The organism is Caulobacter sp. GW821-FHT11A05 (genome assembly GCF_058809015.1).
Genome location: NZ_JBXASF010000025.1, coordinates 1 through 14,359 on the forward strand (window position 1 = coordinate 1; position 14,359 = coordinate 14,359).

Annotated in this window: 14 protein-coding genes; 5 read left to right on the top strand and 9 right to left on the bottom strand. The window is 70.4% G+C overall.

All coding sequences use genetic code 11. From position 1 onward, the window contains the following. Both AC1RSK_RS23160 and AC1RSK_RS23165 read right to left on the bottom strand, forming a co-directional pair. Positions 1 to 666 (bottom strand): hypothetical protein (locus AC1RSK_RS23160; RefSeq protein WP_492910051.1); only part of this gene is annotated, 666 nt, incomplete at its 3' end. Beyond that, positions 636 to 1,580 carry a tetratricopeptide repeat protein gene (locus AC1RSK_RS23165; RefSeq protein ID WP_492910052.1) on the bottom strand — a complete coding sequence of 315 codons (945 nt, stop codon included), beginning with the start codon at positions 1,578 to 1,580 and terminating at the stop codon, positions 636 to 638. The genes AC1RSK_RS23165 and AC1RSK_RS23160, both read right to left, overlap by 31 nt. A gap of 142 nt (positions 1,581 to 1,722) precedes the next feature. On the opposite strand from AC1RSK_RS23165, the gene msrA reads away from it, so the two are divergent. Together msrA and AC1RSK_RS23175 are read left to right on the top strand one after the other, a co-directional pair. After that, on the top strand, positions 1,723 to 2,376 hold the full coding sequence (gene msrA, locus AC1RSK_RS23170; protein WP_492910053.1) for a peptide-methionine (S)-S-oxide reductase MsrA: 654 nt from the start codon (positions 1,723 to 1,725) through the stop codon (positions 2,374 to 2,376). Further along, positions 2,373 to 2,717: an MmcQ/YjbR family DNA-binding protein gene (locus AC1RSK_RS23175; RefSeq protein ID WP_492910054.1), complete on the top strand. Its 345-nt coding sequence runs from the start codon at positions 2,373 to 2,375 to the stop codon at positions 2,715 to 2,717. Before msrA ends, AC1RSK_RS23175 begins: the two co-directional genes overlap by 4 nt. A gap of 151 nt (positions 2,718 to 2,868) precedes the next feature. Here the strand turns inward: AC1RSK_RS23175 and AC1RSK_RS23180 are convergent, their stop codons facing one another. The 6 genes from AC1RSK_RS23180 to AC1RSK_RS23205 all read right to left on the bottom strand — a co-directional run bounded on the left by AC1RSK_RS23180 (position 2,869) and on the right by AC1RSK_RS23205 (position 7,971). Next, complete coding sequence (locus tag AC1RSK_RS23180) at positions 2,869 to 3,588, bottom strand: DUF599 domain-containing protein (protein WP_492910055.1); 720 nt, start codon at positions 3,586 to 3,588, stop codon at positions 2,869 to 2,871. 8 nt (positions 3,589 to 3,596) lie between these two features. Further along, positions 3,597 to 5,063, bottom strand: coding sequence for an MFS transporter (locus AC1RSK_RS23185; protein ID WP_492910056.1), 1,467 nt, complete (start codon positions 5,061 to 5,063; stop codon positions 3,597 to 3,599). Positions 5,064 to 5,123: 60 nt separating this feature from the next. Beyond that, positions 5,124 to 5,564, bottom strand: a complete 441-nt coding sequence (locus AC1RSK_RS23190; RefSeq protein ID WP_492910057.1) for a DUF805 domain-containing protein — start codon at positions 5,562 to 5,564, stop codon at positions 5,124 to 5,126. Positions 5,565 to 5,616: 52 nt separating this feature from the next. Further along, positions 5,617 to 6,321 carry an ABC transporter ATP-binding protein gene (locus tag AC1RSK_RS23195; RefSeq protein ID WP_492910058.1) on the bottom strand — a complete coding sequence of 235 codons (705 nt, stop codon included), beginning with the start codon at positions 6,319 to 6,321 and terminating at the stop codon, positions 5,617 to 5,619. A 2-nt stretch (positions 6,322 to 6,323) separates the two neighbouring features. Beyond that, on the bottom strand, positions 6,324 to 7,682 hold the full coding sequence (locus tag AC1RSK_RS23200; protein ID WP_492910059.1) for an efflux RND transporter periplasmic adaptor subunit: 1,359 nt from the start codon (positions 7,680 to 7,682) through the stop codon (positions 6,324 to 6,326). A 94-nt stretch (positions 7,683 to 7,776) separates the two neighbouring features. Then, a complete protein-coding gene (locus tag AC1RSK_RS23205) occupies positions 7,777 to 7,971 on the bottom strand; it encodes a hypothetical protein (protein ID WP_492910060.1) in 195 nt (64 codons plus the stop codon). Between the two features lie 162 nt (positions 7,972 to 8,133). Between AC1RSK_RS23205 and AC1RSK_RS23210 the strand changes: the two genes are divergently transcribed. Both AC1RSK_RS23210 and AC1RSK_RS23215 read left to right on the top strand, forming a co-directional pair. Continuing rightward, complete coding sequence (locus AC1RSK_RS23210; protein ID WP_492910061.1) at positions 8,134 to 8,571, top strand: hypothetical protein; 438 nt, start codon at positions 8,134 to 8,136, stop codon at positions 8,569 to 8,571. 33 nt (positions 8,572 to 8,604) lie between these two features. Beyond that, entirely contained in the window at positions 8,605 to 10,950 is a 2,346-nt protein-coding gene (locus AC1RSK_RS23215; protein WP_492910062.1) for an ABC transporter permease, read from the top strand. Between the two features lie 63 nt (positions 10,951 to 11,013). Here AC1RSK_RS23215 and AC1RSK_RS23220 read toward each other — a convergent pair whose 3' ends face one another. Next, a complete protein-coding gene (locus AC1RSK_RS23220) occupies positions 11,014 to 11,739 on the bottom strand; it encodes a hypothetical protein (protein ID WP_492910063.1) in 726 nt (241 codons plus the stop codon). 199 nt (positions 11,740 to 11,938) lie between these two features. On the opposite strand from AC1RSK_RS23220, the gene ptsP reads away from it, so the two are divergent. Further along, positions 11,939 to 14,203 carry a phosphoenolpyruvate--protein phosphotransferase gene (gene ptsP / locus AC1RSK_RS23225; RefSeq protein ID WP_492910064.1) on the top strand — a complete coding sequence of 755 codons (2,265 nt, stop codon included), beginning with the start codon at positions 11,939 to 11,941 and terminating at the stop codon, positions 14,201 to 14,203. Positions 14,204 to 14,359: the final 156 nt, after the last annotated feature.

Sequence of the window (14,359 nt, forward strand, 5' to 3'; positions counted from 1 at the left end):
GGCGGCGGCGGCGGCGCGGTCGGCGTCGTCCAGCAGGGCGGCGGCGAGGCGCGGCTGGCCGGTGGCCGGGCAGGCGGCGGGGCTGAGGGCGCGGACGTAGGCGGCCAGGCCGGCCAGCACGGCAGGGCTGGGCGGCGGGCCGTCGAACTCCTCGGTGATCAGGCCCTCGATGAAGCGCGGCAGGTCGGGGCGGGCCGGGTCCTGGGCGATCTTCAGGGCGGCGCGGGGGCCGGAGAGGTCGGGGATGGCGACCGGGTCGTCGACGCCGTTGCCGCGATGGCTGCTGAAGCGGGAGGTGGTGACGTCGGCGGTGCCCGGCGCCCCCGAGACGCCGGGGAACTGGAACAGGCGGTTGCTTCGCCCGTCGCGGTGGCAGCTGTCGCAGGAGAGGCCCGCCCGGGCCGCCGGCCCGCCGAGCAGCAGTGGGCTGCGGAAGGCGGCGCGGCCGACCTCGACGCTCTGGCGGGCGGCGGGGTCGGCGGGCAGTGTCAGGCATTCGCCGGGGCGCATCGTCAGCGCCCGGTCACGATCGGGGCCAGCGGCCAGCCAGCGCATCTCAGCCAGCGGCGGGGCGGCGGCGGCCAGCAGCAGCAGGCCGGCCCCGATCAGCAGCAAGGGCGCCAGGGCGGGACGGATCAGGAAGGCTGGCCGCCGGCCGAGATCCATCGCCGCAGCTCCTCCGCCTCCGGACAGCCGAAGTCGCAGGCCGCGTCGAGCCGGGCCAGCAGGACCCGGGCGCCGTCGCGATCGCCGCGCACCACCTTCAGCTCGCCATAGTATTCCAGCGCCCCCCGGTGGGCCGGGGCGATGGCCAGGGCCTGGCGGTAGTAGCTTTCGGCGATGTCGTACTGGCCCATGCGCCGCTGGACGTAGCCCTGGTAGGTCAGGACGTCCGGATGCGGCCCGAAGGCCAGCCGCGCCTGGGACAGCGACGCCCAGGCCTCGGCCCAGCGCTTCTCGTTGATCAGGCCGCTGGCGTCGGCGTAGGCGAGGTCGCCTTCGTCGGCCCCCGGCAGGGTCAGGAAGGACTGCGGGGCCGGGGCCGGCGCGGCGCCGGTGGCCGGCGGCGCCAGGGCGGCCTCGACCGCGCCGATGCTCGATTTCAAGAGGGCGGCGTCGGCGCAGGTTCCGGCGCAGGTCGTCGCCCGGCCCTTGAGGCCGGTCAGCTCGGCGTTGGCCTTGTCGACGTCGCCGAGTTTGGCGTGGGTGACGGCCAGTTCGCGGCGGGTGGCGATGTCCTCGGGCTTGAGCTTGGCGGCCTTCTCATAGGCCTTGCGGGCCCCTTTGAGGTCGCCGCCGCTGGCCTTGGAATAGCCGAGCAGGAACCAGCCCTCGGGCAGCTTCGGCGCGGCCTCGGTGACATGGCCGAAGGCGCGCTGGGCGTCCTTCCACTTGTTGGCCTTCAGGGCCTCGACGCCCTTCTGGTATTCGGCGGCCGGGTCGTACATCGGGGCCGAGGCGCCGGGCGATCCGCCACCGCCGCCGCCACCGCCGCTGGCCGCCAGCAGGGGCGAGGCGGGAAGCGCGATCAGCAAGGTGGAAACAGCGGCCGTCAGCGCGGCGCGCATGGGACGGGACATGGCATCCTCCCTCTGGGGAGCGCTCTTTGGAGGCGCTCTTCGAACCCGATCACTGTTACACCGAAGCCGTTCCCGCGCCAGCCTCGGTGGTGAAACGGCCCCTCACGTCCTATCTTGTCGGCAACAGCTCCGGAGTCCCGCCATGTTCTTCAAGAAGACCGCCGAATTGCCGACCGCCGACACCGCCCTGCCGGGTCGCAGCACACCGATCCTCGGCGAGCACGAGCGCCATTTCGTCAACGGCCGCCCCCTGCACGGGCCCTGGCCGGAGGGCCTGGAAACGGCGGTGTTCGCCATGGGCTGCTTCTGGGGCGTCGAGCGCATCTTCTGGCAGATCCCGGGCGTCTATTCGACGGCCGTCGGCTATGTGAACGGCTTCACGCCGAACGCCACCTATGAAGAGGTCTGCTCGGGCCGCACCGGTCACACCGAGGCGGTGCTGGTGGTCTATGACCCCAAGGTCGTCTCCTACGACGATCTGCTGAAAGCCTTCTGGGAGAACCACGACCCGACCCAGGGCATGCGCCAGGGCGGCGACGTCGGCACCCAATACCGCTCGGGCATCTATCCGCTGAACGACGCCCAGGCCTCGGCGGCGGTGGCTTCGAAAGCCGCCTTCCAGCAGGCCCTCTCCGACAAGGGCTACGGTGAGATCACCACCGAGATCGCCCAGGCCGGGCCCTTCTACTACGCCGAGGACTACCACCAGCAGTACCTGGCCAAGAACCCGGGCGGCTACTGCGGCATCGGCGGCACCGGCGTCACCTGTCCGATCGGCGTTGGGGTAGAGGCGTGACGCCCGAAGCCTTCGACAAGGCCGCCAGGGCGTTGCCGGGCGTGACCATGGACGTGCTGTGGGGCGACCATCACGTCTACAAGGTCGGCGGTCGGATGTTCTGCATCTACGGGCCCGGCGACGACAGCTTCTCCTTCAAGGCCAGCGACATCGCCTTCGAAGCCCTGACGGAGACGGGCCGCGCCATCCCGGCCCCCTACATGCAGCGCGCCAAATGGGTCCGGTTCGCCTCGCTGAAGGCGGAGGATACGGCGGAGGTCGCGGACTGGCAGACCTCGGCGCATGGCATCATCGCCCAGAAGCTGACCAAGAAGGCGCGCAAGGAACTGGGGATCGCCTGAAACCCTCCCTCCCCTTTATGGGGAGGGACAGCGAGGCGAAGCCTCGCAGGGTGGGGTACACGCGTGACCGGGCGCGCTGCATCCGACTACCCCACCCGTCACGCTGCGCGTGACACCCTCCCCATAAAGGGGAGGGAGGGTTGTTCTCGCCCTACTCCGTCCCGCTCTCGTCCAGCGTCCTGCGCAGGTTCCGCACCGCCGTCGCCGCCGGGCTCAGCGTCTGGCGCCAGGCCAGCAGCAGCACCGCCCCCATGGTGGCGATGGCGAAGGGGATCGGGCCGAACATCCAGGCCGCCGCCGCCAGGGCGAAGTAGTAGCCGCGCACCCCGGCGTTGAAGGCGCTCAGCGAGCCGTTGAGCACCCGCGCGCCGGCCTGGGCGATGGCGTCGACCACAGCGGGGTCGGCCGGCGGATCGCCCTCCTTGGGCTCCGGCGCGGCGCCGACGATGGTCAGGGTGTAGTTCATCTGGCGGATCGACCAGATGAAGTCGAGGAGCCCCCGCGACAGGGTGACCAGCATCACCGCCAGCTGGGTCTCGAACAGCAGTCGGCCGCTGGTGCGGATCAGGGCCAGGGACGAGAGCGAGCGGAAGCTGTCCTCGCCGCCGAACAGCACCCCGGCCACAGCCGCGATCAGCAGCAGGTTGGAACTGGCGAAGAAGCTGCCGGAGTTGAGCGCGTGGCCGAGCAGCTGGCCGTCCATGAACCGCCCCTCACGGCGGGCCATCTGCAGCATCCAGGCGACCCGCACCCGGGCCATGTCGCTGTTCAGCGAGCCGGCCGGGCCCCGGAACATCCGCAGCAGCGGCTCGTAGAACACCCAGCAGAGGACGTAGAAGCCGAGGGCGGCGAGATTGGCCGGGTCGATCATCTGCCCTCCTAATCCTCCAGGATCTGGCTGTTCTTCTGGGTGTCCTTGAGCAGGATGCTGACCACCAGCCCCAGCACCATCACCACCGTGACATAGACGTAGAAGCCGCTCTCGGTCTTGGCCTGCTTGAAGGCCAGGGCGACATATTCGGCGCTGCCGCCGAACACCGCATTGGCCACCGCATAGGGCAGGGCGACGCCAAGGGCCCGCACGTGGGTGGGATAGAGCTCAGCCTTCACCACCGCCGAGATCGAGCTGTAGCAGGACTGGAACAGCAGGGCGCTGAGCAGCAGCAGGAAGGCGGTGATCGGGTTCGTCGTTGCGGCGATGGCCGACATCACCGGCCAGGTGATCAGCACCCCGCCGGAGAAGGCGACGATCAGCATCGGCTTGCGGCCGAAGCGGTCCGACAGCCAGCCGAACAGGGGCTGGGCCAGCATGAACAGGAACAGCGCCGAGACGCTGATCAGGGTGGCGGTGTCCTTGCTGAAGCCCGAGGTGTTGACCAGGAACTTCTGCATGTAGCTGGTGTAGACGTAGTAGCCGAGCGAGCCGGCGGCGGTCAGGCCCATGACCGCCAGGGTCTGGCGCGGATGGGCCTTGATGGTCGGGGCGATCAGCGAGGCCAGCAGGGCGAAGAACAGCACCACCGCCGCGATCTGGGCCGGCTGGGCGATGCCAGGCACGGTGAAGGAGACGATGGCCGCGACCACCACCCCGGCCAACATCAGCGACACCCACCAGACCTGGGCGCGGGCCACCCGGACCTGCCCGGTCTTGACCTTGAAGCTGTGGCTCTCGTCGAGCCGGCGGCGGATCCAGAACACCACCACGGCCAGCAGGGCGCCGATGACGAAGGGAATGCGCCAGCCCCAGGCGTCGAGGGTCTCGTCGCTCATCGTCTGCTGCAGCACCACCAGCACCAGCTGGGCGGTCAGGCTGCCGGCGATCAGGGTGACGTATTGGAAGCTGGACCAGAAGCCGCGCCGCTGCTTGCCGGCCACCTCGCTCATGTAGGTGGCGCTGGCCCCGTACTCGCCGCCGACCGACAGGCCCTGCAGCAGCCGGGCGCCGAGCAGGATGACCGGGGCCAGGCCGCCGACCAGGGCATAGGTCGGGGCGCAGGCGATGATCAGGCTGCCCAGGCACATCAGCGACACCGACAGGGTCAGCGCTGCCCGCCGCCCGGACCGGTCGGCGTAGAGTCCCATCAGCCAGGCCCCCAGCGGCCGGGCCAGGAAGCCGACCAGCGACACCGCCGCCGCCTTCAGGAGCTGGGCGGTCTGGTCGCCCTCGGGGAAGAACTGCTTGGCGAAGTAGAGGCTGAGGAACAGATAGGCCGACCAGTCGTACCACTCGACCAGGTTGCCGGCCGAACCGCCGAGGATGGCGCGAAGCCGCTGGCCGGCGGTCATGCCGGGCGCGCTGGCCTCCGGCGGCAGCTGGCCATCGGCCCCGGTTTCCGTGACGCTCATCGTGCTCCCCTCATCTTGGGGGAGCCTAGGTCAGGCCGCGAGCGACGGGAAGGGCGGCCGTCAGGCCGTCTGCAGGCTTTCGGCCGGGGCGGGGTCGCGGCCCGGCGTCAGGCCGACCCAGGCCAGGAACAGCGGCCCGATCGCCATGGCCAGCAGGACGCCGGCGAACAGCGGCCCCTCGCCCAGCCCGCCACGCACGTCCAGGCCGGTTTCGCCGACCGGCGTCAGCGTCGCGCCGCTGAGGCTGAAGAAGCCCGCCAGGATCAGCAGCGGCGAGGCGACGACCGGCAGCACCTGCCACCAGCCCGAGCGCCCCATGTCATGCAGGCGTTTCGAGAACAGGCAGATCATCACATAAAAGACCGCCGCGCCGACGACCGCGCCGAGCAGCGGTATCCAGCCCAGCATCGCGCCGATCACCGAGGCCCCGAGCCAGGCGCCCCAGAACTGGCCGCGGCCGATTCGGCCAAACGGAGAAAACAGCAGGTTGGACATGGACATTGGGGACCCCTCCCGAGCCGTCGAATGTCCGACGCTAATACAACCATAAGGACTATACAAGATTAACGACGCTGCTGGATTGAGCCGAGCCGCCAGCCTCCGAAAGCCGCCCGTCGGCGATGTGCAGGCGCCGCCCGGCCAGTCCCGCCAGCCGGGGGTCATGGGTCACCAGGGCGACCGCGGCCCCAGCGGCGTTCAGGGCCTGGATCAGCTCGACGACCCGGTCTCCGGATTCGCTGTCGAGATTGCCCGTCGGCTCGTCGCAGATCAGCAGGTCCGGCTCCTTGGCCATGGCCCGGGCGATCGCCGTCCGCTGTTGCTGGCCGCCGGAGAGCTGCGACGGCAGGTGGGCGGCGCGGTCCGAGAGCCCCAGCCGCTCCAGCACCGCCTCGGCCCGGGCCCGCCGGGCGGGTCGGCCGCGAACCAGGCCCTCGAGGGCGAGCATGACGTTCTCCAGGACGGTCATGTCCTGCACCAGATGGAAGGCCTGGAAGACGAAGCCGATATGCGCCCGCCGCAGGGCCGCCAGCCGGTTGGCGGAATAGCGCGAGACGTCCTCTCCCATGAAGATCAGGCGACCGCGATCGGGCCGGTCCAGCAGGCCCAGCAGGGTGACCAGCGTCGACTTGCCGGAACCGGACGGACCGGTGATCGAGATGAACTCCCCTTCGGCGAGATCGAGGGAGGCGTCGGCCAGGGCGGTGACGGCCACCGGTCCGCTGGCGAACTGTTTCCAGGCGCCGTCGAGCTGCAGCATCGTCAAGGGCGCAACCGCACGCTGCCGTGGCCGTCCAGGGCCTTGGCCGAGCCGATCAGCACCCGGTCGCCGGTCTTGAGCCCGGAGAGCACCTCGACGTCGTCGCCCGCCCGCTCGCCCAGCCGGACCGCCTTGGGCCTGGCCATGGCGTCGTCGCGATCCACCACCCAGACGGTCTCGGGACCGACCAGGTCGCCGTAGCGGACCACCAGGGCCTGCCTCGGCGCGCCGGCGGCGAAGGCCAGCTGCAGGGTCTGTCCAGGCTTGAAGTCGGGCGGCGCGGCGCCGGTAAACTCCAGACGCACGGTCAGCGAGCCCTGTTCGACCTCGGGATCGATCGAGCGGATGACCAGAGTCGCGGCGGGATTGTCCATCAGCCGGGCTCGGCCGCCGACCTTCAGCAGCGGCCCGTTGACGTCCGGCACCCGGGCCTCGACCCGGACGGTGTCCTCCACGGAGATCTGGCCGATCACGTCGTTGGGCCGGATCGGCGCCCCCTGGCGCACATTGACGCCGCCCAGCACGCCCGAGATCGGGGCCCGCACGATCAGCGCATCCAGCCGTCCCGACTGCAGGGCCTTCAGGTCGACCAGCCGGCGCCGGGCTTCGCCCCGCGCCAGGCGGCGTTCCTGCTCCAGCGTCGTCAGCCGGCGGTGCTCGGTTCCGGCCGCGTCGAGCTGCTTGCGGGCGAAGGCCACGTCCTCGCGCAGGCGATCCATCCGGGCCTTGGAGGCGAAGCCGCGCTCTTCGAGCTGCTGATTGCGGTCCAGGTCATTGCGAGCCACCTGGTGGCGGTATTCGGCGTCTCTCACCCGGTCCAGCGCCTGGGCGATCTGGCGCTCTCCGTCGCCCTCCTGGGCGCGCAAGGCGGACTCCTCGCTCTCCAGCCGCATCAGGGCGTCGGCCACCTCCCGCTGCAGCGTCGGATTGGCCAGGGTGAGGATCGCCTCGCCCTTGGTGACCCGATCGCCGCTGCGGTGCAGAATCTGATCGACCACGCCGCCTTCCAGGGCCGCGACCGTCAGGCCGGAGTCGCTGGAAATGGCCCCGGTTCCGACGATCAGGGGGGAAAAGGCCTCCTGCCGGACCTCGGCCAGGGTCGCCTCTGAGGGCGCCAGGCTGGGTCCGCCGGCCAGGCTGAAGCCGGCCGTCGCCACCGCGATGACCACCGCGCCCAGGGCGCCGCCGACCGCCAGCAGACGGTTGCCCGGCCGCCACGGCCGCCGGGGACCTCCGTCATGGCCGGGCGGGGAGTCCTGCCCGCCGACATCCCGCTCGAAGATCGATCTCTTGCCCGCGCCGGGCGTCGATGGGGCCGGTCCTATTCGGAACAGCTGCGGACTCTCCGCGCTCATGGCCATCGTGAAGTGCTCCCCAAGCCCTCACCCGGCGACGAAGCCGGCGGCGGAACCAGGGCTCCGCCGCCGAACTCCGGCCTACCGGGCGAAAAACGCCCTAGCCGATGCTATCGCTGTCGCCGGTCGGGTCGCTGTCGCAAATCTTGACCTTGATACAGAGGGTCAGTTCGACGCCGACATCGACCGTGACGCAAATCCACCGATCCTGGCACGCCGCGAACGCCGGCGCGCTGACACCCAGCGTCGCCGCGGCAATGGCCCCGGCGATGCCGGTCCTAATCAACTTGATCATTGAAGTCCCCCTAGTGGCGCACGTCCGCCATGGACGGCGACTCCACCATTGCGAGTATCAAGATGCGAGTCAATCGAACCGTGTTATTTGAACCACTCTAACACGTTTTGTGAAATGGCACGCGCTTTCCGCGCGTAACGCTCTTGCGACGTAACCGTTTGCATGGAATCCATGCAATTTCAGGTTAAGGGGGAATTGATCGTGGCGCTCAGGTTCAACAAATGGATTGCGACGGGCATCGCCGGGGCGGTGGTGATCGCGGGCGTTGGCGCTTTCGCGGCCGCCAGTTCCAGCCAGCCGGCCTCTGCGGACTTCAAAAATCCGCTGCACCGGATCCTGTTCTCTTCCATCGACAGGAACGGCGATGGTCGGGTCGATCGCCACGAGGCCGAGACCGCCGACTTCAGCATGTCGGTCAAACCGGGCCAGCAGGGCGCCGAGAAGATCGCCGTAGAGCGCATGAGCAAGGCGGACCGCTTCATGTATGCCTTCGACGCCAACGGCGACGATGTGGTGCCGGCCGCCGAGTTCGCCTCGGTCCTGAACGGCGCCCAGAAGGGCAAGGCCAGGGAGTGCGCCAACCGCCCCTGTGAGCCCTAGAGGCCGCATGAAGCGTCCTTCTGGGGGTCGTTCTTGAGATCGACGCGGCAATGGCTGACGGCGGCGGCGATGGTCGTCATCATCGCCGTGGGCTTGGCGGTCGGGGCCTTGATGACGGCCAGCGTCGCCCTGGACCTGGCCAGCGACCGGGAGCACCCTTTCGCCGCCTCCACCTACAGGGTGACCACCCGCACCCCGGCGCTGTTCACCAGCGTGGTCAGCGCCGACGAGGCGCGGGCCGACACGCCCAAGGAACTGCGCGGCGCCCTGCTCGCCTCGGGCGCGGTGGTCCAGGCGGTGCGCGTCGCCCCGGCCGCGGCCGCCCTGCGGGCGCCGGCCCGGCCCGATCGCGAGGTGCGGCTTCAGGTCATCGCCGCGGACCCGGATTTCCCCCAGCTGTTCAAGGTGACGTCCGGCGGGACGGGGCTCTCCTCCTTCGGGACGCGGCCGGGCGTCTGGCTCACGCGCCAGGCCCTGCGACGCCTGGAGGCGGTCCAGGGCGGCCCGCTCGCCCAGGTCCAGGTCGGGGCGCGCCGGCTGCCGATTCTCGGGGTCATCGACCGCCCCGGCCCGACCTCACACCTGCAGTACGACGCCGTGGTCCCGTTCACCGAGGCCTTCGACTACGCCAACTCGATCCTCGGCTCGACGCACCACTATCCGGCCCTGACCTATGTGCGCCTGCGGGGCGATCCCGAGACGGCCGCGCGAAGCGCCGCCCTGGCCATGCGGCAGGTGACCGGGCTGGAGACGCCGGCCGACCTGACGCCGATCACCCGGCTGCGGTCCGGCGTCCCGGGCGGCCTGTCGGGCGAGCCGCGGTTCGTCGTGACCGGTGGCGCCCTTGAGCGGCAGACGGGCCTGTTGCTGGCCCTGATCAGCCTCGGCGGCGTCGCCGTGTCGCTGCTCCTGTTCGTCCAGACGGCGCTGGAGGCGCGCCGGGCGGAGATGGGCGTCCGCATCTGCTTGGGCGACGCGCCGCGCCAGATCTATCTGCGCGGCATGGCGATGGCCGGCGGCCTGATGGCCGCGGCGGCGCTGCCGTCCGTCCTGCTGATCGCCCTGGCGGGCGGCCAGGTCCTCGCCTACCTGGGCAAACGCGATCCCGGACCGATCGTCTGGTCCGGCGTGGCCACAGCCTTCGTCGTCTGCGGCGTCCTGGTTCTGGCGGCCGCCGCCCTGGGCCTGACGCCGATCCTGATGACGGCGCCGATCAAGCTCGTCCAGCCGCGCCCGCACGGCCGGCGGCTGGCCTGGGTCCTGACCGCGGCCGGGCTGTCCATCCTGGTCTGCGCCAGCGGCGCCTTCTCCTTCTCGGCCGCCCTGTTCGGGGTGGAGGTCGCCCGGGGCGCCGCGCTGACCCCCGACGACGACCGGCTGCTGCTCGTCCCGGCGCGGGCCGACCATGTCGACGCGGTGTTGCAGGCGCTGGCCGGCCGACCGGGGGTCGAGGCCGCCGGGACGCTGCACTGGAGGCCGTTTGACGTCAGCGCCGGCAACATGAGCCTGCAACTGGCCGGGGCGGGCCGGTTTCAGCAGGCGACGGTGCTCACCGGCGAGGTCACCATCTTCCAGGTCACCGGCCGCCGGCCCCTGGTCGGAACCCTGCCGCGTCTCGCCGATGGCAAGGGCTGCCGCGCCGCCGCCAGCGAACAGCTGGCCCGCAGCCTCGGGTTCAGCCGCCCCTCCGACCTCCTGGGGCGTTGGGTGACGCTGGCGGCCTTCCCCGACCGTTGCGTCATTGTCGCCATCGTCCCGGACATCCGGCTCGACCGCCTGAACGATCCCACCGGCCCGACCCTGCACGTCGTCGGCTCGGAATTCGTCACCCTGCGCGAACGCTCCGGCGTCCCGTCGCGGCGGATTCTCGTCCGTCTGCAGCCCGGAGCCTCGGCCCAGGCGGCCCTGGCCGACCTGCCGCGCGCCGCGTCGGCCCCGCCGACCAGCCTGACCCGGCTTGGCCGCAACGCCTACGCCAGAGAGGGCCGCATTGCCGCCCTGCTGGGTCTGGGCGCCGTTGTCATGAGCCTGGTGTTCCTGGGGATCTGTACGGCCCTGGTCCTCAACGCCGTCGAGCATCAGCGGCGCGAGATCGCCATTCGCCAGGCGTTGGGGGCGGGCACGGCGCGGCTGGTGGCCCGGCTCACCGCCCCCATCGCCGCCGCCGCGGCGCTCGGGGCGGCCTTCTCCCTGGTCGTCAACGCGATTCTGCTGGGCGCCTGGCGGACCCTGGGGGGCCTCGCCTCCGAGGCCGGCGCCTGGCCCGCTGTCGCGGTCGCCGCCGCCAGCCTGGTTCCGGTGGCGCTGGCCATGGGGGTCGCCTACGTCTGCGTCGCCCTGGTTCAGCCGGCCGAGACCCTCAAGTCCGCCACCCAGTAGGCTGGCCTCAAACGAAAAACGCCGGCCTCTCGGCCGGCGCTTCGCAAGTCAATGTCGATGGGATCAGCCCAGGCGCCAGGCGCCGGCGCCGCCCAGCGGCAGGACCCAGTCCTGGCCGTCGTCGTCGTCGCCCAGGCCCAGCAGTTCGTTGATCGGCGGGCGCAGGGTCTGCGGCAGGTTGTCGTCGCCGACCACATACGGGGTGTCGAGGATCAGGAACGACAGCGACTGATAGGCGCGGCCGAAGAAAACCGGCGGGGCGTCGTCGTCGAAGCTCGGCGCCGTCACGGTGACGGTCGGGGCCTCGAAGGTCGGCAGCGTCGGGATCGGCGGAATGCTCAGGTCGAGCGGGTCCAGCTGGACCAGGGATTCGTGGCCGTCGCCGTCGGTCGGGATCAGGACCAGCGGTTCGGCGTCCTTGCCGTGGCTGACCAGGCTCAGGGCGGCGGGCGCCTCGTCGTCATTGGCGGCCGCCAGGCCGGCGGGGGCGTCCTCGCCGCCGTCGTCGACCACCGGCTCGGGGGACGGATCGTCGTCGCTGGCCAGATCGACGACCTCGACAGTGACGATGCCGCTCAGTTCGTTCTGGGCGAATTCCAGCGGCTGGATGTGTTCCAGGCCCATCTGGGCCTCGGAGAAGTCGTCGACATAGAGGGCGCCCGGCACCCGGCCGGTGATGACCACCTCGCCGGCGTCATAGCCGACGGGACCGCCGAAGATGGCGTCCATGACGTCGCCGCCGAACCCGTTCCCCCGGAAGTCCAGCATGTTGTCGTCGTTGAAAAACATACATCCGTCCCCAATCATCGCCCAAAATCCCGGACGATCACCGTTATTGCTAGCATGGCGAGCGTAAAAGGCCAGCCCTCGCGCCATGGGAGCGAGCAGATTTCGGGCATTGCGTGGCCGCGGCGCCGAATAACCGCAATGGTCACCGTTCCCTCACGGAATTCTGCTACTAGATAAGGGAAAGGGAGAGACAACGACCATGGGCCCAACCGGCCTTGCAGTGCGGGGATCGCGCGGTCTGCTGCGGCAGATTCGCGAGGCCATGGCCGGGGGCGCCCCCGCCCAGGCCAAGCTCGACATGGTTGTGCGCATCATCGCCCGCTCGATGGTCGCCGAGGTCTGTTCCCTCTACCTGCGCCGCAGCCATGGCGACCTGGAACTGTTCGCCACCGAGGGCCTGGCCCGCGAGGCGGTGCACGTCACCCGGCTCAAGTCCGGCGAGGGCCTGGTCGGCGAGATCGTCCGCCTCGGCCGGCCGCTGAACCTCAGCGACGCCCCCAACCATCCGGCCTTCGCCTATCGCCCGGAAACCGGCGAAGACCCCTACCATGCCTTCCTCGGCGTGCCCCTGCTGCGCGGCGGCCGGGCCATCGGGGTGCTGGTCGTGCAGAACGCCACCACCCGCAACTACAGCGAGGAAGAGGTCGAGGACCTCCAGATCATCGCCATGGTGTTGGCCGAGCTGGTCGGGGCCGGCGACATCCTCGGCGAGGCCGAACTGCGCGACGTCGAGATCGCGCCGCACCGGCCCGAGCGGCTGAAGGGCGCCAAGTTCGCCGACGGTCTGGCCTATGGCGTCGCCGTGCTGCACGAACAGCCGGTCGCCGTCGGCCACCTGCTCAGCGACGATCCGGTCGCCGAGGAGGCCAAGCTGAAGGCGGCGGTCAGCGGCCTGCAGGCCCAGATCGACCAGATGCTGGAAGGCGAGGGCGGCCTGATCGGCGCCTCCTACGAGGTGCTCGACACCTACCGCATGTTCGCCCACGACCGCGGCTGGAACCGGTCGCTGGAAGAAGCCGTGCGCTCAGGGCTGACCGCCGAGGCGGCGGTCGAGCGGGTCCGTTCCGAACACCGCGCGCGCCTTGGCAAGGCCAAGGATCCCTACCTGCGCGAGCGCCTCCACGACCTGGAGGATCTCAACGACCGCCTGCTGCGCCACCTGTCCGGCGACGGCGACGTCAAGCGCGAGCTGCCTGAGAACGCCATCCTCATCGCCCGCAACCTCGGCCCCGCCGACCTGCTGGAGTATGACCGGACCAAGCTGAAGGGCATCCTCCTGGAGGAGGGCTCGACGGCCAGCCATGCGGCCATCGTCGCCCGGGCGCTCGACATCCCCTGCGTCGGCCGCCTGGCCGGCCTGCGCGACCGCCTGAGCCAGGGCGACCCGGTCATCGTCGACGCCGAGAGCGGCGAGGCCTTCCTGCGGCCCCGGCCGGACGTCATCAAGGCGCTCAACGCCCGCCTCGACGTGCGCGTCCAGCGCAAGGCCGAGTTCGCCAAGCTGCGCGACACGCCCGCCTTCACCCGCGACGGCGCCAAGATCACCCTGCTGATGAACGCCGGCCTGGCCGTCGACCTCGACATCCTGCGCGAGACCGGGGCCGAGGGCATCGGCCTGTTCCGCACCGAGTTCCAGTTCATGGTCGCCGAGGAGCTGCCGCGCCTCGAAGCCCAGACCAGCCTCTACCAGAAGGTCTTCGAGGCCGCCGACGGCCTGCCCGTCACCTTCCGCACCCTCGATCTGGGCGGCGACAAACTGCTGCCCTACATGGAGGCCGAGCGCGAGGAGAACCCGGCGCTGGGCTGGCGGGCCATCCGCATGGGCCTGGACCGTCCGGCCCTCCTCAAGATGCAGCTGCGGGCGCTGATCTGGGCCTCCAAGGGCCGGCCGCTGCGGATCATGTTCCCGCTGGTCGCCAACGTCGACGAGTTCCGCGCCGCCCGCGCCATGGTCGACAACGAGGTCAGCTGGGCCCTGCGCAGAGGCCGCCCGGCCCCGAGCCGTCTCGACGTCGGGGCGATGATCGAGGCGCCGTCGCTGATCTGGCACCTGGACGCCCTGCTGCCGATGACCGATTTCGTCAGTGTCGGGACCAACGACCTGATGCAATACCTGTTCGCCGCCGATCGCGGCAATCCGCGGGTCGCAGACCGCTATGACCCGCTGTCGCCGCCGGCCCTGCGGGCGCTGAAGCAGATCCAGTCGGCCTGTGCCGAAACGGGAACCCCTGTCTCGGTCTGTGGCGAAATGGCCGGCCGGCCCCTGGAAGCCTTCGCTCTGACGGCCCTGGGCTTCGACCGACTGTCGATGCCGCCGGCCGGGATCGGGCCGGTCAAACAGATGGTTCTCAGCTGCGATCGCGAGGCCGCGGCGCGCGGCGTCAACACCCTGATCAAGAGCGCGGCGGGCTCTGTTCGCAACGAGATCGAGACTCTGGCCCGGAAATTGTATGTCGCGGTGTGACTTTTGACCTCACGGGGGGTTACCGCATTGAAATCCGGGCGTTATTTTGTTATCCACAAAGGATCGTTAACGTCTCTCGCGGTAGGAGAGGCGAACGGCGGGACTCTCGCCTCATGCGCGAGCTCCGCTGCTTGCGTTGAGTGGGGGCTTTCCTAG